This is a genomic window from Kribbella sp. NPDC055110 (assembly GCF_053607525.1).
Map to the genome: position 1 here is coordinate 15,940 of NZ_JBSGTS010000008.1, position 17,163 is coordinate 33,102.

The following is a 17,163-nucleotide window of genomic DNA, read 5'->3' on the forward strand; positions in this document are numbered from 1 at the left end:
TTCGGTAAGCAAAACCGCCTCCTAGGCTCCGATCCGCCATGGATCTTCGCAGACCTCATTCCTACTGTAGTGAGAGTGACAACCCTTACCGAAGCTCCGCCGCGGGCCGGTCGGCTCGCGGCCGTCGCCGCCGCCGTCACGGTCGTCCTGTGGGCGTCGTCGTTCGTCGCGATCCGGCATGTCGGCACCGAGATCTCCGCCGGCGCCCTGTCGCTGGCCCGGCTCGGGCTGGGCAGCATCTTCCTCGGCGTCCTCCTGCTGAGGCGACCACGGCCCGCCGTACGTCGATGGCCGACGCGACGCGACTGGCTGCCGCTGATCGCATGTGGCGTGCTGTGGTTCGGCGTCTACAACGTGGCGCTCAACGAGGCCGAGCGGCGGCTCGATGCCGGTACGGCGGCCATGCTCGTGCACATCGCCCCGCTGCTGATCGCCGTACTCGCCGGAGTCGGTCTCGGTGAGGGCTTCCCACGGCAGCTGGTGATCGGCGGCCTGGTCGCGTTGGCCGGCATCGTCGTGATCGGTACGTCGACCTCGAGCGGCCGCGCCGAGACGTGGGGCGTTGTGCTCTGCGTAGTCGCCGCGATCTCGTACGCCGTCGGCGTGGTCACCCAGAAGCCTCTCCTGAGCCGTCTGCCGGCTGCTGAGGTCACCTGGCTCGCCTGCACGATCGGTGCGGTCGTGTGCCTGCCGTTCGCGCCCACTCTGGTCGACGAAGTCCGCTCCGCCGACGCGGGGACCATCTGGTGGATCGTGTACCTGGCGGCGTTCCCGACCGCGCTCGGCTTCACCACGTGGGCCTTTGCGCTCCGCCGTACGAGTGCTGGCCGGATGGGGGTCACCGTGTACGCCGTGCCGGTGGTCGCGATCGTACTGGGCTGGCTGCTCCTCGGTGAGGCTCCCACCGTGCTGGCGTTGGCCGGTGGTGCTCTGTGCCTGGCCGGAGTCGCTATCTCGAGGAGGACTGCATGAAGTTCGGTGTGTTCGTTCCTCAAGGCTGGCGGATGGATCTGGTGGAGCTGGCGGACCCAGTCGAGCAGTGGGAAGCCATGACCGCTGTAGCCAAGGCAGCCGACGCAGGTCCGTGGGACTCGATCTGGCTCTTCGACCACTTCCACACCGTCCCGGAGCCGGTCCGGGAGACTGTCTTCGAGATGTGGACGACCACGGCCGCGCTGGCGCGTGACACGTCGCGGGTGAACCTAGGTCAGCTGGTCGGCTGCAACGGGTACCGCAACCCGGCCCTGCTCGCCAAGATGGCTGCCACCGTCGATGTCGCCAGCCACGGCCGCATGTACGCCGGAATCGGTGCCGGCTGGTCGGAGCGCGAGTGGAAGGCGTACGGCTACCCGTGGACGAGCCAGAAGGAGCGGATGGGCTCGTTCGTCGAGGCGGTCGAGCTATTGCACCGGCTGTGGACCGAGGACGACGTGGTGTTCCAGGGGCAGTACCACTCGGTCGACAAGCCGTACGTCGTCCCGCGGCGCAAGCCCAAGCTCTGGATCGGTGGCGGGGGTGAACGCGTTACATTGCGACTAGTTGCAATGTACGGCGACGCGTGCAACTTCGGCACCGGCCGGGTCGACGTCATCGAACAGAAGCTGGCGATCCTCCGGAAGCACTGCGAGGAGATTGGCCGCGACTACGACGAGATCATCAAGTCGACCAGTCTGAACGTCTTCCCGATCGAGGACGGCGCTGACCCGGTGGCCGCGACGGCCAGGGCACGTGGACGGTACAGCCTGGAGGAGTTCCTGGAGATCGGCTCCGGCGGGACATCCCACGTACTGGCAGAGGTGGTCACGACGAAGCAGTTGAGCGAACACGTGGAGCAGCTGGCGGAGGCAGGGATCGACTACGTGATCTCGTACATCCCCGGCGTCGCCTACGACCACGAGCCACTAGAGCGGTTCGCCGAGGAGGTCGTGCCCCAGTTCAGCTAGGTGCCGGTGGAGGCCGTCGTACGCCGTCACTTGCGGGAGCAGGCGCTTCGGGATCTTGGTGACCACGCTGTAGTTGGCGTCGACCACGTTCGCCAGCGGGACCTCGCTGACCTGGCTGAGCAGCTGGTACGCGTCCAGCTTGTCCAGTCCGTACAGGTCACTGAGCCAACGGACCATATCGACCTGACCGGCCCGCCACGCGTCCTCGAGCGGCCGGCTCGACCCGACCACGGCCAGGTACTCGTCGTTCTCCAGCCGCGGCCAGACCGGCCCGGGCGTCTTGAGCAGGTCGACGATCAGTACGACGTTCATCGCGCCCTCGACCGCGGTGCCGCAGGACTCGCCCTCGCCCTGCCGGTAGTGCCCGTCGCCGACCGAGAACAGTGCGCCCTCGACGTTCACGTTCAGGTAGCAGGTAGTCCCGGCCCGCATCTCCGGCGTGTCCATGTTGCCGCCGAACATGTCCGGCACCAGCGCCGAGCGAACCTCACCGGCGGCCGGCGCCACCCCGACCGTGCCGAGCATCGGCTCGAGCGGCAGCGCGATCTCCAGGGCACTCCCCTGCGCTTGGAACCCGACGGTCTGGTTCGCCGTATCCACCTCGTAGATCCAGGTCCGCTCCGGCAGCGGATCCTGCAGCGTCGCGGTCCGGTCGGTGCTGGTCAGACCACCGAAGAACGGGATCGTCGCCGATGCACCCCAGCTCCGGGCCGGGGTCAGCTCGACGAAGTGCAGGACCAGCGTGTCGCCCGGCTCGGCGCCCTCGACGTAGAACGGCCCGGTCTGCGGGTTCACGAACGGCATCGTCAGCGAGGCGCTCGCGAGGTCCGTCGTACTGCGCAGGCTCCCGGCGAACGCGTCCTCGGTCCACAGGCGGAGCGCGGCGCCGGGCTTGACCCGGCGTACCGGAGGGGCTCCGCCGAAGGTCCAGGCGAAGTCGGCGGGCTCGGGCGTGAATTCGATGACGTCCACGGATGGCAACTTAAGGTGTGCAGGAGGTGTTGTGCGAGCGATCAGCGGGTTCTCAGGCGATTCTCAAAGAAGCGACCTACTCTCGGCTGAGCGGAACTTCGAGCGGAGCGGGGCAAGACGATGCGGGTACTGGTGGTGGACGACGACCGGGCGGTCCGGGACTCGTTGCGCCGTTCGCTGGAGTTCAACGACTTCGAGGTGGTGACCGCGTCCGACGGCGCCGAGGCGCTCGCGGTGATCGGCAACGTCGAGCCGGACGTCGTGGTGATGGACGTGATGATGCCGCGCCTCGACGGGCTCGAGACCACCAAGGCCTTGCGGGCCGCGGGCAACAATGTGCCGATCCTGGTGCTGACCGCGCGGGACGCGGTCGCGGACCGGGTGGACGGCCTGGACGCCGGCGGCGACGACTACCTGACCAAGCCCTTCGCGCTGGAGGAGCTGCTGGCCCGGCTGCGTGCACTGCTGCGCCGCAGCAGCACCCCCGGAGAGGGCGGCCAGCGCGGCGAGGTGCTGCAGTACACCGACCTCGTGGTCGACGTCGACGCGCACGAGGTGCACCGCGGCGACGTGGCGATCCAGCTCACCCGGACCGAGTTCTCGCTGCTCGAATTGCTGATCCGCAACCCGCGCCGGGTGCTGGAGCGCGCGGTCATCCTGGACGCGGTCTGGGGCTACGACTTCCCCACCACGGCGAACTCGCTCGAGGTCTACGTCGGCTATCTGCGCCGTAAGACCGAGGTCAACGGTCTGCCTCGGCTGATCCACACCGTGCGCGGCATCGGGTACGTGCTGAGGGACACTCCGCCGTGAGTGAGCAACACCCCGAGCAGTTCCCCTCGTACGCCGACCGTCCGCAGCAATCGCAGCAGCAGCCGACGCACTCCGCGCGGCCCGCTGCCAGTAGCAACGGCAATCGCGTGGCGGCGACCGCTGCCCGGACCCAGACCTGGTGGAACGAGACGCTCCACAAGCTCACGCTGCATGCCCGCGTGACACTGCTCGCGGCGGTCGCGGTCGGCCTCGCGGTGGCGATCGTCAGCGTCGCGGCGTACATCACCGTGCGCCAGCAGATGTACCAGAACCTGGACGACAGCCTGATCCAGCGGGCCGGGCAGGCAGCGCAGAAGGGCGTCCTGACCAACCTCGACAACCTGCAGAAGGCCTCCGCCGACGCGTTCGGCCTCAGCGACATCCGCGTCGGCGTACTGAGCGCAAACGGCGACAAGTACGCACCGGTGAACAGTCCGCTGCCGCCGATGGGCGACGACGAGCTCCAGATCGCCCAGAACCAGGGCGACCAGGCCAGCCTGCGAACAGTCGGCATACGCAACGGCGGCTCGCATTTCCGCGTCGTCGCCGTACCCGCTCGGTTCTGCCCGGTTCGCACGCCGTGCGACTACGAACCCGGCCTGTTCCAGCCGGGCGCGCTGGTTGTGGCGCAGTCGTTGGGGCCGATCGACCAGACGCTTCACAACCTGGGGATCGTGCTGTGGGCGTTCGGGCTGATCGGTGTGATCGGCGCAGCGCTCGCCGGCAACGCCGTCGCACGGTCCGGTCTGCGGCCGTTGGCGCGGCTGACGGGAGCTGCGGAGCACGTCGCGCGGACCGAGGACCTGAAGCCGATTCCGGTGGCCGGCACCGATGAGATCTCCCGGCTGGCGATGGCGTTCAACGCGATGCTCGGCGCGCTCGCACAGTCCCGCGACCGGCAGCGCCGGCTCGTCGGCGACGCGGGCCACGAGCTGCGTACGCCGCTCACCAGCGTCCGCACGAACCTCGATCTGCTCGCCCAGGCGGACAAGCGCGGCGGCCTCCGGCCCGAAGACAGGCAGCAACTGCTGGACGACGTACGAGCCCAGATGGACGAACTGACGCAGCTGATCGGCGACCTGACCGAGCTGGCCCGCGACACACCTCAGGTGCGGAACGCGGAACTGATCGAGCTGTCCAACGTGGTCGAGGACGCGGTCATCAAGGTACGGCGACGCGCGCCCGGGCTGGAGTGGGACGTCCAGCTCACGCCGTTCCCGGTCTGGGGTGACGAGCGGCTGCTCGGACGCGCTGTCATGAACCTGCTCGACAACGCGGCGAAGTACAGCGTTCCTGAAGGTACGGCGCAGCGCAGCGACGGACAGCCCATCGGACACGTGACGGTCCGGCTGCTGGACGGCGTACTGACTGTGACCGACTCCGGGCCCGGGATCGCCGAGGCAGACCTGCCCCACGTGTTCGATCGCTTCTACCGCTCCAGCGAGGCCCGCAGCCGTCCTGGATCGGGCCTGGGCCTGGCGATCGTGAAGCACGCAGCTGAGCAACACGGCGGGATGATCTACGCCCGCAACGTGCCGGGCGCGGGCGCGCAGTTCACCTTGTGGCTGCCGCACGCCGCGACCCAAACGCGCTAACAGGTTCTTCAGGGGATCTTCACAGAGTTCTTCGGTCGCTCCGAGGGGATCTTCAGGGCCCTCTCAGGTCCGGCCGACAAAGTACTTGCCATGACCGAGAACCAGCCGCAGCAGCCGCAGAACCAGCCCGGCCAGAACGCACAGGGACCGCAGGGGCCGGAGCGGACGCAGCAGCTGCCGATGTACGGGCAGCATCAGCAGCAGCAGTCTGCGCCGCAGGGTGGGCAGCCGCGGCTGGACTCGGGGCCGCAAGGGCAGCGGCCGGGAGAGTACCCCGCAGGTGGGAGTACTTATCCGCAGTTCGGGGCGCCGGGGACGCATCAGGGGACGTCTCCGGGCCCGAACTGGCCCGTCGGGCCGCAGCCGGCGACCGCAACCGCGGTGAAGCCGAAGCGCCGGGCAGGGCTGGCCGCGGTGGCGCTGACCGCGCTACTGGTCGGCGCCGCGAGCGGTGTCGGCGGCGCAGCCGTCTACTCGGCGACCAGCGACCACACCGCGAACACCCCGTCGGTGACCTCCCCGCTGAACGGCAACCAGGCGGCGCCCGTGTCGGCGCCGGACGGCTCGGTGCAGAGCGCCGCCGCGAAGGTCTTGCCGAGCGTGGTGAAGATCGCGGTCGCGACCTCGCAGGGCGAGGCGACCGGATCCGGCATCGTGATCAGCAAGGACGGCCTGATCGTCACCAACAACCACGTGGTCGCCGGCGCCGGGCAGGGCGCGACGATCTCCGTGATGCTGAACGACGGCCGCACGGTCTCGGCCACCGTCAAGGGCACCGACCCGCTCACGGACCTCGCGGTGATCCACGCGAACGCGACCGACCTGACACCGGCCACCCTCGGCCAGAGCGGCAAGCTCGCGGTCGGGCAGGGCGTGGTGGCGATCGGCTCGCCGTTCGGCCTGGAAGCGACCGTGACCAGCGGAATCGTCTCGGCGCTGAACCGCCCGGTGACGTCCGGCGACACGCAGCAGGACAGTACGACGGTCTTCCCAGCAATCCAGACGGACGCCGCGATCAATCCGGGCAACTCCGGCGGCGCCCTCATCGACCTCGCCGGCCAGGTGGTCGGTATCAACAGCGCGATCAAAACCGCCGGCGGATCGGGACAATCCGAAGGCGGAAACATCGGCCTGGGGTTCGCGATCCCGATCGACCAGGCCAAGCCGATCATCGACGAGCTGGTGGCCAAGGGCAAGGCCACGCATGCGCGGCTCGGTGTGACGGTCGGCGACGCGCAGTCCTCCGACGGGCTCACGAACGGAGCGCGCCTCGGCGAGGTTACGTCCGGCGGTGCGGCGGACAAGGCCGGTCTGCAGTCGGGTGACATTGTCACCGCTGTAGACGGTAAGGCGATCGCGTCAGGGGACGCGTTGGTCGCCGCGGTCCGTTCGCACCGCCCGGGCGATCAGGTGACGCTCACCGTCACCCGCAACGGCAAGCCCCAGTCCATCAAGGCCACTCTCGGCTCCGACAACGGGAACCCGACCGGCTGACCGGACGTCTACTCACTAGACCGGACTGCGCCGCCCACCGAGCGGCGCAGTCCGTTTTTTGATGCGCTCCGTTGTTAATGCGCTGCGCCGGCGGGGCCGATTGGCTACCGTCCCGCCATGACACTTTCGCGGGAGCGGCCGCCCCTGGTTGCGGATGAGCGGACGCAGTTGGTGGGCTGGCTGGACCAGCAGCGGGCGTTGGTGCGCTGGAAGCTGGAAGGGCTGGCCGAAGCCGACGAGTACCGGTCGGTGCTGCCGGACTCCCCGTTGATGACGCCGGCCGGGCTGGTGTCACACATGCGGTGGACCGAGCACTGCTGGTTCAACGTGCTGTTCCTGGGCGAGTCGTACGCGGACAACCCGCAGTTCCAGGAGGAGCCCGAGGACGCCGACATGCGCGTGACCGGCGTACCGCTGGCGAAGCTGCTGGACGAGTTCGAGGCGCAGTGCGCTGAGTCGAACGAGATCGTCGCGGCGCACTCGCTCGACGACATCGGGAAACACCCCGACTTCAAGTCGGCCCAGGCCACGCTGCGGTGGATGCTGATCCACATGGTCGAGGAGACCGCGCGCCACGTCGGCCACCTCGACGCGATGCGGGAACTACTGGACGGCAACAAGGGGTACTACTAGAGCCTGTGGAGATCCATCGCGCGGACGAGCGGTTCCGGACCGCGAACGAGTGGCTGGACTCGCGGCATTCGTTCTCGTTCGGGCCGCACTACGACCCGGCGAACGTCGGGTTCGGGTTCCTGCTCGCGCACAACGACGAGACAGTTGCCCCCGGCACCGGGTTTGCGACGCATCCACACCAGGACCTGGAGATCGTCACCTGGGTACTCCGGGGCGCGCTGGCGCACCGGGACTCGCAGGGGAACAGCGGCGAGGTGCATCCGGGACTCGCGCAGCGGATGACCGCCGGCACCGGCATCCAGCACTCGGAGTGGAACGACGGCGCGGATCCGGTGCACTACGTCCAGATGTGGGTCCGCCCCGATCGCCTCGACCTTCCCCCGTCGTACGAGCAGACCGAGCTCGACCTCAGTACAGGCGAGCTCGTCCCGGTCGCGTCCGGTCTCGCCAAGCACGCGTCGTCGACCGCCATCCACCTCAACCAGTCCGCCGCCGGGATGTCGGTCGCCCGCCTCGCCCCGGGCGGCACGACCAGGTTGCCCGCGGCGGCGTACCTGCATCTCTTCGTCGCGACGGGTACGGCGACCCTCGAAGGCGCTGGCGAGCTCGGTACCGCGGACGCCGTACGACTGAACGGCTCGGACGGCGAACGCCTGACCGCGGGCTCGTCCGGCGCCGAGGTTCTCGTCTGGGAGATGCACGGGTAAGCGAACCGCCACGCAGGCAGAACCCCTCGCCAGGACGCATTTTGGCCCGATTAGGCGGGTTCTGCCTGCATGCAGGTGCGCCTAGTCGGCCTGCTCGCTCATCGTCCACACGTGGCGCAGCGACTGGCCGGCTACGCCCTCCGGGTTCTCGGCGAAGCCCTCGACGAACTGGCTCATGTGCTGTTGCCAGCGCTGGTCGGTCGGGTCGTTGCGCAGGTACGCGACCGCGGCCTCGAAGTCGTCGGCCTCCACCAGATGGAAGAGGTCGCGGCCGCTGCGCCAGATCGACCAGTCGCTGATCCCGGCGGTGTGCATCGCGGTGATCAGCTCCGGCCAGACGCGAGCGTGCTCGATCTCGTAGGCCTCTTCGGTACCGGGAATCAGGCGGCTGTGCAGCGCAAGGCGGGTCACAAAGGAGCAGAATACGCCCGGCGCCGCGCCTCTGGAACGCGGTTCCAGAATCCGGGTACGCCGATTCGCGCAACGTCTCGGTACCGATTCACCGGCCCTCTGACGCCAACTCGCGAGCGGGTGCGCGCGTCCTACTTGGGTGAGTTGAGTAGGTTTCCGAGGTAGCCACACGCCGAAGACTGTGCCCCGGTGTCCATCCGTCGTCGTGCGAGAGTTGGGATTGTGAAGCGAACCACTGCGATCGTCTGCCTGAGTAGTCTGCTGATCACCGCTGGTTGTTCGGACAGCAAGTCCGGCGGCGGAGGTAAGTCCGGGAGTGACGAGCAGAAGGCATCCGGCGCGGTCATCAAGCAGTTCGCCGACGCCTGGGTGAAGGCGTGGGCGCCGGACGGCAAGCCGGACGCGGCCGGGGCGCTCACCGACAACCCGACGGTGTTCGCGAAGCGGCTCGACGACGTCGACAGCGCGCTGGTCGCGAGCACCGTGACGGTCACCCCGCAGGGCGACCCGAAGTGCGCCGACGCCAGCTGCACCCAGGATCTGGCCGTCGAGGCGCAGTTGCGCGGCATCGGCGCGATGAAGTGGACCAGTACGGCGACCGCGGTGAAGACCGGCGACACGTGGAAGGTCAAGGCGTCGGGCGACACGATCTACCCCGGTCTCGGCGACACCAACTACCTCAAGCGGGTCCGGGCGCTGCCGGCCCGGGCCTCGATCCTGGACCGCAACGGCGTCGCCCTGACCGCGAACCGGCCGGTCGTGATCGTCGGCGTCGCGGCGGGCACCAAGGCGACGGCAGCGACGTACGCCGCGTTCACGAAGTACCTCGACGTCGACGGCACCAAGCTCGCCGCGCGGGCGAAGGCCGCCCCGGCCGGGCAGTTCGTGGACGCGATCACGATCCGGGCCGAGGAGTGGGAAGCGCTCCGGCCGACGATGAGCAAGCTGCCCGGGGTGCTCACGATGGGCGGCACGCAGTCGCTGCCGCCGACCTCGACGTTCGCCCGGTCGCTCATCGGCACCATGAAGACCGCGACCGACGAGACCCTGAAGAACGCCGGCCCGACCGCGTCGGCGCAGGACCAGGTCGGCACGACCGGCCTGCAGTACGCGTTCCAGCAGCAGCTCGCCGGTACGCCGGGCGGCACGGTCGCGTTGCGGGACGGCAAAACCAAGCTGACGCTCAAGACCGTCTTCACCCAGAAGGGCACCGCCGGCCAGCCGGTGAAGACCACCCTCGACACGAACCTGCAGAAGGCTGCCGAGGCCGCGCTGGCGACCAGCAAACTGCCGGCGTCACTGGTGGCCGTCCAGGCGTCGACCGGGCAGATCCTCGCCGCGGCGAACGGGCCGCAGGTGGCCAGCTACAACCGCGCCTTCCAGGGCCGGTACGCGCCGGGCTCGACGTTCAAGATCGTCACCTCCGCGGCACTGCTGGGCAGTGGGCTGACGGCCGCGACGCCGTTGCCGTGCACCGACACGATCAACGTGTTCGGCAAGACGTTCAAGAACTACGACGCGCTGACGGCGTATGGCAACGGCACGATGCAGCAGGCGTTCAACCAGTCCTGCAACACCGCGTTCATCTCGCAGCACGCGCGGCTGCCGAAGGACGGGATGACGAAGGCCGCGGCGATGTTCGGCATCGGGCGGGACCTCAACCTGTCGCTGTCGGCGTACGGCGGCCAGGTGCCGGCGCCGAAGGACGACGTCGAAGAGGCCGCGTCGATGATCGGTCAGGGCACGGTCACCGCGAGCCCGCTGGCGATCGCGCTGGTCGCCGCGACGGTCGACCACGGTACGGCGATGAAGCCGGTGCTCGTGCCGGGCAAGGACGCCGCCGGCGCGGCCGCCTCCCCGTTGCCTGCGGCAACTGTCGCGGCGCTGCGGACGTTCATGCGGACCACGGTCACCGGCGGTACCGGGAAGGTGCTCGCCGGGAACGGCGCGGTCGCCGCCAAGACCGGTACCGCCGAGGTCGTCGTGAAGGGCAAGGTGACCACCAACGCGTGGATGGCCGGCTACCGCGGTGACGTGGCGTTCGCGGTCATCGTCGAAGGCGGCCAGTCCGGCTCGCACACCGCCGGCCCGATCCTGAAGAACTTCCTTGGTACCTTCAAATGAGGACTTCCTGAAAGTTCGCTGAAAGCGCGCTGTGACGGGGATTTCGTCACTTAGGGTTGCCGGATGGAGAGCATGGTTTGCCCTAAGTGCCGCGGCGCGATGCGGACGTACGAGCGCAGCGGGATCACCGTCGACCAGTGCGGTGACTGCCGCGGGATCTTCCTCGACCGGGGCGAGCTCGAGCGGCTCGTCGACGCCGAGGCGCAGTTCAACAACCCGCCGCAGCAACAGCAACCTCGGTACGAGGAGAAGAAGCGGTACGACGACGGCCGGCGCTATGACGACGATCGGCGGTACGACCCGCGGTACGGGAACCAGCACAAGAAGAAAAAGAAGTCGTTCCTCGAAGACCTCTTCGACTGACGGTCAGGTGCTCTCGGGCACGGCCCAGAGACCGGCCCGCTCGTACCCGGGGCGGCGGTAGGCACTCAGGTCCAGGTCGCCGACCCGTTCCCCGAGCACAGCCGTCAGCGTCTCGATGGTCGGATAGCGGGACGGGATCTCAGGTGACACGAGGTTCTCGACGCGGGCGCCGGGTCCCCGAGGAGCCACGACGGCGCGGGTCAGTCGTTCGGCAACCGTGCCGATCGGGACCGTGCCCAATTGACAGAACGGGAGATGCACGGCGGACAGCTCCACCTGATGGTTCGGGTCGTCGACGACCACACCGAGCCGGAAGAGGTCCAGTTCCAAGGTGTCGTCGGTGCGGGCCAGGTACCGGGCCAGCTCCTCGACGACGTACTTGGAGAATCCGTACGGGTTCGCGGACAGGCACGGATGGTCGGCGGGAATCGGCAGCTCCCGCGGCAGGAAACCTTCGGTGAGGCAGCCCGCGGCCGCGATCGAGCTCGCCACCACGAACCTCCGCACACCCCGGTCGATCATGGTCCGGAGCAGCAACCGGGTCCCCTCCACGTTGACACCCACGGCGTCCGCCTCGGTCGCCGCGCCGGTGACTCCGGCCAGGTGGACGACGACGTCGATGCGCAGGTCGTCGAGCAGCGCAAGGTCGGTGGCGCTGGTGAAGCTTCCCGTCCTGTTGATGTCGGCGTCGCCGGACGGAGATCGACCGAACGCGATCACCGAACATCCGGCCGATCGCAGGTACGACGTCAGCCGCGAACCGACATACCCGCTCGCTCCCGTGACGAGCACACGCGCCGTCATCGGCTCAGCCCGACAACGGTGCCCTGGGCGATGGCGCACAGGGTCGTCGTACCCGCGTCGTCGAGCGTCGTGAGCTCACACGTGCAGGTCGCCTGTCTTTTGCTCGAGTGGGCAACCTTCGCCTCGGCCCGGAGCAGCGCGCCCCGGGCCGGGCGGAGGTAACTGATCGTGAACCCACCGGTCAGTACCTCGGGGCCTAGCGCCGTACCACCGGCGAACGTGAGGGCGTTGTCGGCCGCATAACTGAGTACGCCGCCGTGCAGGAAACCGTTCTGCTGCAGAAGGTCCGGCCGGATGTCCAGCTCGAGCGTCGCGCCGCCGTCGCCGAACGCGGTCACCCGCGCCCCGACCAGCACGCTGAACGGCTGCGCCGCCAACAGCTTCTGAGCCACCTCTAACGTCAAATCCGCCACCTGCGCACGATATCCGGCGACTCGGCGAGCCGTCGCACGGGAGTGGATATCCCTTCGTGTTGTGGGTTCTCCCCTCGCACACCAGCAGAGAACCCCCAACGCGAGGGGATATCCGTTTCTCTGTGTGTTGGATGTGTAGGTCGGTATGGCTAACGGTGGCCAGGTCTGGGGGTTGCTACCCACCTGAAGTGACCAGCCAGCGTCCCCGGTCGCCCCGGTCGTCGAGCTGCAGTTTCCCGGCGGACTCCGGCTACCCGTGAGCGCGGTCGGCCGGTTGCCGGGGACGGCGACACCTTCCAGGTACTGCGAACAGCGAATAGCGTGTCCAAGCCCCCCACGACCTGTCCCAAGTCCCCGCTTGGGGCGACCATCATCCACACACCGGACAGAAGAGCGGGATATCGTCGGCCTCGTGACCACGCCGCCGGTGCTCCTGCGCCCGATCACTGACAACGAGTACCCGAACTGGATGGAGCGCGCCGCCGCGTCGTTCGCGGCCGGCGTCGGACCTGCCCGCGGAATGACCCCGGATGAGGCGCTCGCATTCGCGTACGAGCAGACCGAGAATCTCCTGCCCGAGGGACCGGCCACCGATCAGCAACTGATCTGGATCGCGGTCGCGGACGACGACCCGGTCGGCAGCCTGTGGATCAGCATCAAGTCGAAGGTGCCGTTCATCTACGGCATCGAGGTCGACCACGCCCACCGCGGCAAGGGCTACGGCCGGGCGATCATGCTGGCCGCCGAGGAAGAGTGCCGTCGCCTCGGCCACACCCAACTGGACCTGAACGTCTTCGGCGACAACGGTGCGGCGATCGCGCTCTACGACTCGCTCGGCTACACCGTGATCTCCCAGCAGATGCGCAAGGACCTCTGAAACCGGGTGGACGACGCTTTCCGTCCCGGCATACCGTGGTCGGTGGCAGCCGCACGTCGGAAGGACCCACAGGGAGCGATGTCGACACCTCGCCGAGATATCGGTTGATTCGGTGATCGTCCTGCGCTCTGCGCGTTTGCGCGGTGGTGCTGCCCGGTCCTGCAATCAACCGACACTTTCGAAGGCGGTGTTGCTTCGTGACGTCTGTCATCGCGGCACACGATCTGACCAAGACCTACACCTTCCACCAGCAGCGCGCCGGCCTCAGCGGTGCGCTGAAGAGCCTGGTGCGACGCAAGTACGAGACGCGGCTCGCCGTCGACCGGGTCACCTTCTCGATCGACCGCGGTGAGGTCGTCGGACTGCTCGGCCCGAACGGCGCCGGCAAGACGACCACGCTGAAGATGCTCTCCGGCCTGCTCTACACGACCTCCGGCGACCTGCAGGTGCTCGGCCACACGCCGTCGGATCGCAAGCACGACTACCTGCGCCGGATCGCGCTCGTCATGGGCCAGAAGACGATGCTGTGGTGGGACGTGCCGGCCATGGAAAGCCTCCTGCTGCACAAGGACATGTACGGCCTGTCCACCGCGGAGTTCGACCACAACGTCGCCGAACTCGCCGAACTGCTCGAGGTCGAGCACCTCCTGAACGTGCAGGTCCGCAAGACCTCGCTCGGTGAACGCATGAAGCTCGAACTGATGGCCGCGCTCGTCCACGGGCCGGAAATCCTGTTCCTGGACGAGCCGACGATCGGTCTCGACGTGGTCGCGAAGGCCCGGGTCCGCTCGTTCCTCGCCGACGTCAACCGGCTCCGCGGTACGACGATCCTGATCACCAGCCACGACATGGACGACATCGAGGCGCTCTGCTCGCGGGTGATGATCATCGACCACGGCCGGCTCCAGTTCGACGGCGGTCTCGACGATCTCGTCCGTACGGCGCAACCGCGCAAGCTCGTGCGCGCGACGTACGCGACGCCGGTCGAGGCGGATCGGCTGACCGGGCTGGACGGTGTGACCGCGGTCGAGGTGTCCGGGCCGACGGTGAAGCTCCAGGCGGATCGGGAGCGCGCCGGATTCGTGATGGAGCAGCTGACCCGACTCGGTCCGCTGGTCGACCTCGACGTCGCGGACGCCGACATCGAGGACATCATGCGTGACCTGTTCCAGCACCGCAGCACGCTGGGAGACGCGTCGTGAACGCATTCGTCCGCAACCTTCGCGTCGTACGGCGGATGACGGCGGCCGATATCGCGCAGCAGTCCGTGTACCGCGGCGCGTGGATCATCTTCATGCTGGCGAACATCTGCATGCCGATCATCTCGCTGCTGATCTGGCGGACTGCGCTCGCAAGCGGTGCCCAGTTGCCGGTGGACGAGCGGTACGTGACGACGTACTTCGTGCTGCTCGGGTTCGTCACGATGGCGACCTCGTCCTGGATGGCAGGGTTCCTCGCGCAGGACATCCGGATGGGGAAGTTGTCCAGCTGGATGATCCGGCCGGCGTCGTTGCTGTCGAGTTTCGTCGCGAACAACCTGTCGGAGAAGTTCCTCAAGCTGTTCGCGTTGGTGCCGATGATCGGCATCGTGTGGTGGATCTTCCGCGACTCGATGAACCTCCCGGCCGGCGTCGGGCGCTGGGCGCTGTTCGCGGTCAGCATCCTGTTCGGGGCGATGCTGGTGTTCACGATCGACATCCTGATCGCGTCGTTGGCGTTCTGGATGGACGATGTGAGCGCCCTCGTGCAGGCGCGCGTGATCATCGCGAGCGTGCTGTCAGGTGCCGTCGTACCGCTGGCGCTGATGCCGGAATGGTCGCGCGGATTCGTCGACCACCAGCCGTTCCGGTACACGGTTTCCTTCCCGGTCGAGATCGTCGCGGGTCAGCTGACCGGGCCCGAACTCCTTGCAGGGTTGGGATTCCAGCTCGGGTACGTCGTGGTGTTCGCGGCGATCGCCCGACTCGTGTGGTCCGCAGGAATCCGCGCGTACTCGGCGGTGGGCGCATGAGGACACTCGATCGGACCTGGTGGCACAAGCAGTGGCGGCATGCACGGTTGTGGCGGCGGTTCTTCGCGCAGGCGGTGGTGCGGGAAACTCATTTCCGTGCGCATTTCCTGACCACGCTGCTCGTCGGGCTGGTGCAGCTCGGGCTGGGGATCGTGCCGACGCTGCTGCTGTTCGGTTTCACGTCCGAGGTGCACGGGTGGACGCGGGCCGAGGTGATCGCGCTGGTCGGTGTGTTCCAGATCGTCACCGGGCTGCTGGCGACGTTCGTCGCGCCGAACCTGAACCGGATGACGACGTACCTCACCGAGGGCGAGCTGGACGGCGTCCTGCTGCGGCCGGTGTCGAGCCAGTTCTACCTGACGCTGCGGTGGATCAACGTCGCGGAGCTCACGAACGTCGCCAGCGGCATCGTCGTCCTGGTGATCGGGCTCGTGCAGGCCGACCTCAAGCCCGGAGCGGGGCAGATCGTGCAGTCCGTCGTACTCGTCGGCACCGGGTTGGTGCTGCTCACCGCGGTGTGGTCGGCGATGTCGTTCCTGGCGTTCTGGCTGCAGTCGGTGAACCCGATCGGGTTCGTGTTCCTGAGCCTGATGGAGGCCGGGCGGTACCCGCTGGTGTTCTTCCCAGGCGCGGTACGGACGTTCCTGACGTTCGCGTTCCCGGTGGCCTTCGCGACGACGTTCCCGGTGCGGGCCCTGGCGGGCGATCTCGGCTGGGGAACCGTGGCAGTCGGGGTCGGGCTCGCGGTGGTGGCGATGCTGCTGGTCCGGTTGGTGTGGCGGCGCGGTCTGCTGACGTACTCCAGCGCGTCCAGCTGATGTGGTTATCTGTCAGCTATGAGCTGGTGGCTCCTGCACGTGGACATGGATCAGTTCATCGCGGCCGTCGAGATCCGGCGGCGGCCTGAGCTCCGTGGGCTGCCTGTCGTGGTGGGCGGGTCCGGCGACCCGACCCAGCCACGGCAGGTGGTCGCCACCGCGTCGTACGAGGCCCGCGCGTTCGGCGTACATTCCGGGATGCCGGTGCGGGCGGCGTACAAGAAATGCCCGGAAGCCGTTTTCCTCCCGTCGGATCCGGCTGCGTACGACGCGGCGTCGACCGAGGTGATGGACACGCTGCGGTCGTTTCCGGTCGTTGTCGAGGTGTGGGGCTGGGACGAGTGCTTCGTCGGCGCCGAGACCGACGACCCGGAAGCGCTGGCCGCCCAGTTGCGCGACGCCGTGGTGGAACGGACCGGGCTCACCTGCTGCGTTGGCATCGGCGACAACAAGACCCACGCCAAACTCGCGACCGGGTTCGCCAAACACGAACGCTCGCACGCCGAACCCTTCGAGGGCGCGGGCCCCGCCACCGGCATCTACCGCCTCACCGCGGCCAACTGGCGCGAGGTCATGGACCACCGCCCCGTCCGCGACCTCTGGGGCATCGGCCCCCGGATGGAACGCAACCTCAGCGAACTCGGGGTGCAGACGGTCGCCGAACTGGCCGCCGCCGACCTCGACGTGCTGAAGAAACGCTTCGGCCCCAAAATGGGCACCTGGTACGCCGCCCTGGGCCGCGGCCTCGGCGACACCGAGGTCACCGACGTACCCCGCGAACCCGTCTCCCGCAGCCACGAGGAAACCTTCCCCGAGGACCTCGCCGACCGTGCGAGTGTCGAACGCGAACTCCACCGCATCGCCCTCGAGGTCACCCGCGAGGTAGTAGCCGAGGGCCGCACCATCCAACGCGTCTCGGTCAAGGTCCGCTTCGTCAACTTCTACACCCCCATCAAAAGCCGCAAACTGAAGTCCCCCACCCAAGACCCCGACCAAATAGCCACCACAGCCCTGACCCTCCTCGAAAAGTTCCCCCTGACCCGCCCCATCCGCCTCCTAGGCGTCCGCGTCGAATTCGTCCCAACCGACGCCTGAACGAACCGCTATATAACTTTGGCTGAAGAAAGTTATATAGCGGCCGACGTGACCCAACCTCCGGCGATCGCGGGCCCGTTCGTGCTGCGG

Annotated in this window: 18 protein-coding genes; 14 read left to right on the forward strand and 4 right to left on the reverse strand. The window is 68.1% G+C overall.

Features of this window, described 5'->3' with window-relative positions; genetic code table 11:
• Positions 1 to 75: 75 nt before the first annotated feature.
• Together ACWF0M_RS14450 and ACWF0M_RS14455 are read left to right on the forward strand one after the other, a co-directional pair.
• Entirely contained in the window at positions 76 to 972 is an 897-nt protein-coding gene (locus tag ACWF0M_RS14450; protein ID WP_452236120.1) for a DMT family transporter, read from the forward strand.
• Positions 969 to 1,943 carry a TIGR03560 family F420-dependent LLM class oxidoreductase gene (locus ACWF0M_RS14455; protein ID WP_452236121.1) on the forward strand — a complete coding sequence of 325 codons (975 nt, stop codon included), beginning with the start codon at positions 969 to 971 and terminating at the stop codon, positions 1,941 to 1,943. The genes ACWF0M_RS14450 and ACWF0M_RS14455 overlap by 4 nt, the downstream gene beginning before the upstream one ends.
• Here the strand turns inward: ACWF0M_RS14455 and ACWF0M_RS14460 are convergent.
• Entirely contained in the window at positions 1,902 to 2,915 is a 1,014-nt protein-coding gene (locus ACWF0M_RS14460) for an acetamidase/formamidase family protein (RefSeq protein WP_452236122.1), read from the reverse strand. The genes ACWF0M_RS14455 and ACWF0M_RS14460 overlap by 42 nt on opposite strands.
• Before the next feature lie 120 nt (positions 2,916 to 3,035).
• Between ACWF0M_RS14460 and ACWF0M_RS14465 the strand changes: the two genes are divergently transcribed.
• From ACWF0M_RS14465 to ACWF0M_RS14485, 5 genes are all read left to right on the forward strand, one after another.
• Positions 3,036 to 3,728, forward strand: coding sequence for a response regulator transcription factor (locus ACWF0M_RS14465; protein ID WP_452236123.1), 693 nt, complete (start codon positions 3,036 to 3,038; stop codon positions 3,726 to 3,728).
• Positions 3,725 to 5,323 (forward strand): sensor histidine kinase, encoded by a 1,599-nt coding sequence (locus ACWF0M_RS14470; RefSeq protein WP_452236124.1) that lies wholly within the window; start codon positions 3,725 to 3,727, stop codon positions 5,321 to 5,323. The genes ACWF0M_RS14465 and ACWF0M_RS14470 overlap by 4 nt, the downstream gene beginning before the upstream one ends.
• 90 nt (positions 5,324 to 5,413) lie before the next feature.
• Entirely contained in the window at positions 5,414 to 6,817 is a 1,404-nt protein-coding gene (locus ACWF0M_RS14475; RefSeq protein WP_452236125.1) for a S1C family serine protease, read from the forward strand.
• 117 nt (positions 6,818 to 6,934) lie between these two features.
• Positions 6,935 to 7,450, forward strand: a complete 516-nt coding sequence (locus tag ACWF0M_RS14480) for a DinB family protein (protein WP_452236126.1) — start codon at positions 6,935 to 6,937, stop codon at positions 7,448 to 7,450.
• A 5-nt stretch (positions 7,451 to 7,455) separates the two neighbouring features.
• Entirely contained in the window at positions 7,456 to 8,157 is a 702-nt protein-coding gene (locus ACWF0M_RS14485; protein ID WP_452236127.1) for a pirin family protein, read from the forward strand.
• An 81-nt stretch (positions 8,158 to 8,238) separates the two neighbouring features.
• On the opposite strand, the gene ACWF0M_RS14490 is transcribed toward ACWF0M_RS14485, so the two are convergent.
• Positions 8,239 to 8,568: an L-rhamnose mutarotase gene (locus ACWF0M_RS14490; protein WP_452236128.1), complete on the reverse strand. Its 330-nt coding sequence runs from the start codon at positions 8,566 to 8,568 to the stop codon at positions 8,239 to 8,241.
• A gap of 222 nt (positions 8,569 to 8,790) precedes the next feature.
• On the opposite strand from ACWF0M_RS14490, the gene ACWF0M_RS14495 reads away from it, so the two are divergent.
• Positions 8,791 to 10,692 carry a penicillin-binding transpeptidase domain-containing protein gene (locus tag ACWF0M_RS14495; protein ID WP_452236129.1) on the forward strand — a complete coding sequence of 634 codons (1,902 nt, stop codon included), beginning with the start codon at positions 8,791 to 8,793 and terminating at the stop codon, positions 10,690 to 10,692.
• Positions 10,693 to 10,755: 63 nt separating this feature from the next.
• Positions 10,756 to 11,055 (forward strand): TFIIB-type zinc ribbon-containing protein, encoded by a 300-nt coding sequence (locus ACWF0M_RS14500; RefSeq protein WP_452236130.1) that lies wholly within the window; start codon positions 10,756 to 10,758, stop codon positions 11,053 to 11,055.
• Between the two features lie 3 nt (positions 11,056 to 11,058).
• Here the strand turns inward: ACWF0M_RS14500 and ACWF0M_RS14505 are convergent, their stop codons facing one another.
• On the reverse strand, positions 11,059 to 11,859 hold the full coding sequence (locus tag ACWF0M_RS14505; RefSeq protein ID WP_452236131.1) for an NAD-dependent epimerase/dehydratase family protein: 801 nt from the start codon (positions 11,857 to 11,859) through the stop codon (positions 11,059 to 11,061).
• Positions 11,856 to 12,272, reverse strand: a complete 417-nt coding sequence (locus tag ACWF0M_RS14510; RefSeq protein ID WP_452236132.1) for a PaaI family thioesterase — start codon at positions 12,270 to 12,272, stop codon at positions 11,856 to 11,858. The genes ACWF0M_RS14505 and ACWF0M_RS14510 overlap by 4 nt, the downstream gene beginning before the upstream one ends.
• A gap of 412 nt (positions 12,273 to 12,684) precedes the next feature.
• On the opposite strand from ACWF0M_RS14510, the gene ACWF0M_RS14515 reads away from it, so the two are divergent.
• The 5 genes from ACWF0M_RS14515 (at position 12,685) to ACWF0M_RS14535 (ending at position 17,073) form a co-directional block, all read left to right on the forward strand.
• Positions 12,685 to 13,149, forward strand: a complete 465-nt coding sequence (locus ACWF0M_RS14515; protein ID WP_452236133.1) for a GNAT family N-acetyltransferase — start codon at positions 12,685 to 12,687, stop codon at positions 13,147 to 13,149.
• Between the two features lie 197 nt (positions 13,150 to 13,346).
• Positions 13,347 to 14,351: an ABC transporter ATP-binding protein gene (locus ACWF0M_RS14520; protein ID WP_452236134.1), complete on the forward strand. Its 1,005-nt coding sequence runs from the start codon at positions 13,347 to 13,349 to the stop codon at positions 14,349 to 14,351.
• Positions 14,348 to 15,160: an ABC transporter permease gene (locus ACWF0M_RS14525; RefSeq protein ID WP_452236135.1), complete on the forward strand. Its 813-nt coding sequence runs from the start codon at positions 14,348 to 14,350 to the stop codon at positions 15,158 to 15,160. Before ACWF0M_RS14520 ends, ACWF0M_RS14525 begins: the two co-directional genes overlap by 4 nt.
• The gene (locus ACWF0M_RS14530) at positions 15,157 to 15,978 is read left to right on the forward strand and encodes an ABC transporter permease (RefSeq protein ID WP_452236136.1); all 822 of its coding nucleotides are present in this window, start codon (positions 15,157 to 15,159) and stop codon (positions 15,976 to 15,978) included. The genes ACWF0M_RS14525 and ACWF0M_RS14530 overlap by 4 nt, the downstream gene beginning before the upstream one ends.
• A gap of 18 nt (positions 15,979 to 15,996) precedes the next feature.
• Positions 15,997 to 17,073: a DNA polymerase IV gene (locus ACWF0M_RS14535; RefSeq protein ID WP_452236137.1), complete on the forward strand. Its 1,077-nt coding sequence runs from the start codon at positions 15,997 to 15,999 to the stop codon at positions 17,071 to 17,073.
• The last annotated feature ends 90 nt before the right edge of the window (positions 17,074 to 17,163 follow it).

What these genes read in the sequence shown, in the direction of transcription:
- ACWF0M_RS14455 (WP_452236121.1), top strand. Translation starts at nt 969, where the DNA reads ATGAAGTTCGGTGTGTTCGTTCCTCAAGGCTGGCGGATGGATCTGGTG.
- ACWF0M_RS14465 (WP_452236123.1), top strand. Translation starts at nt 3,036, where the DNA reads ATGCGGGTACTGGTGGTGGACGACGACCGGGCGGTCCGGGACTCGTTG.
- ACWF0M_RS14475 (WP_452236125.1), top strand. Translation starts at nt 5,414, where the DNA reads ATGACCGAGAACCAGCCGCAGCAGCCGCAGAACCAGCCCGGCCAGAAC.
- ACWF0M_RS14480 (WP_452236126.1), top strand. Translation starts at nt 6,935, where the DNA reads ATGACACTTTCGCGGGAGCGGCCGCCCCTGGTTGCGGATGAGCGGACG.
- ACWF0M_RS14500 (WP_452236130.1), top strand. Translation starts at nt 10,756, where the DNA reads ATGGAGAGCATGGTTTGCCCTAAGTGCCGCGGCGCGATGCGGACGTAC.
- ACWF0M_RS14505 (WP_452236131.1), bottom strand. Translation starts at nt 11,859, where the DNA reads ATGACGGCGCGTGTGCTCGTCACGGGAGCGAGCGGGTATGTCGGTTCG.
- ACWF0M_RS14530 (WP_452236136.1), top strand. Translation starts at nt 15,157, where the DNA reads ATGAGGACACTCGATCGGACCTGGTGGCACAAGCAGTGGCGGCATGCA.
- ACWF0M_RS14535 (WP_452236137.1), top strand. Translation starts at nt 15,997, where the DNA reads ATGAGCTGGTGGCTCCTGCACGTGGACATGGATCAGTTCATCGCGGCC.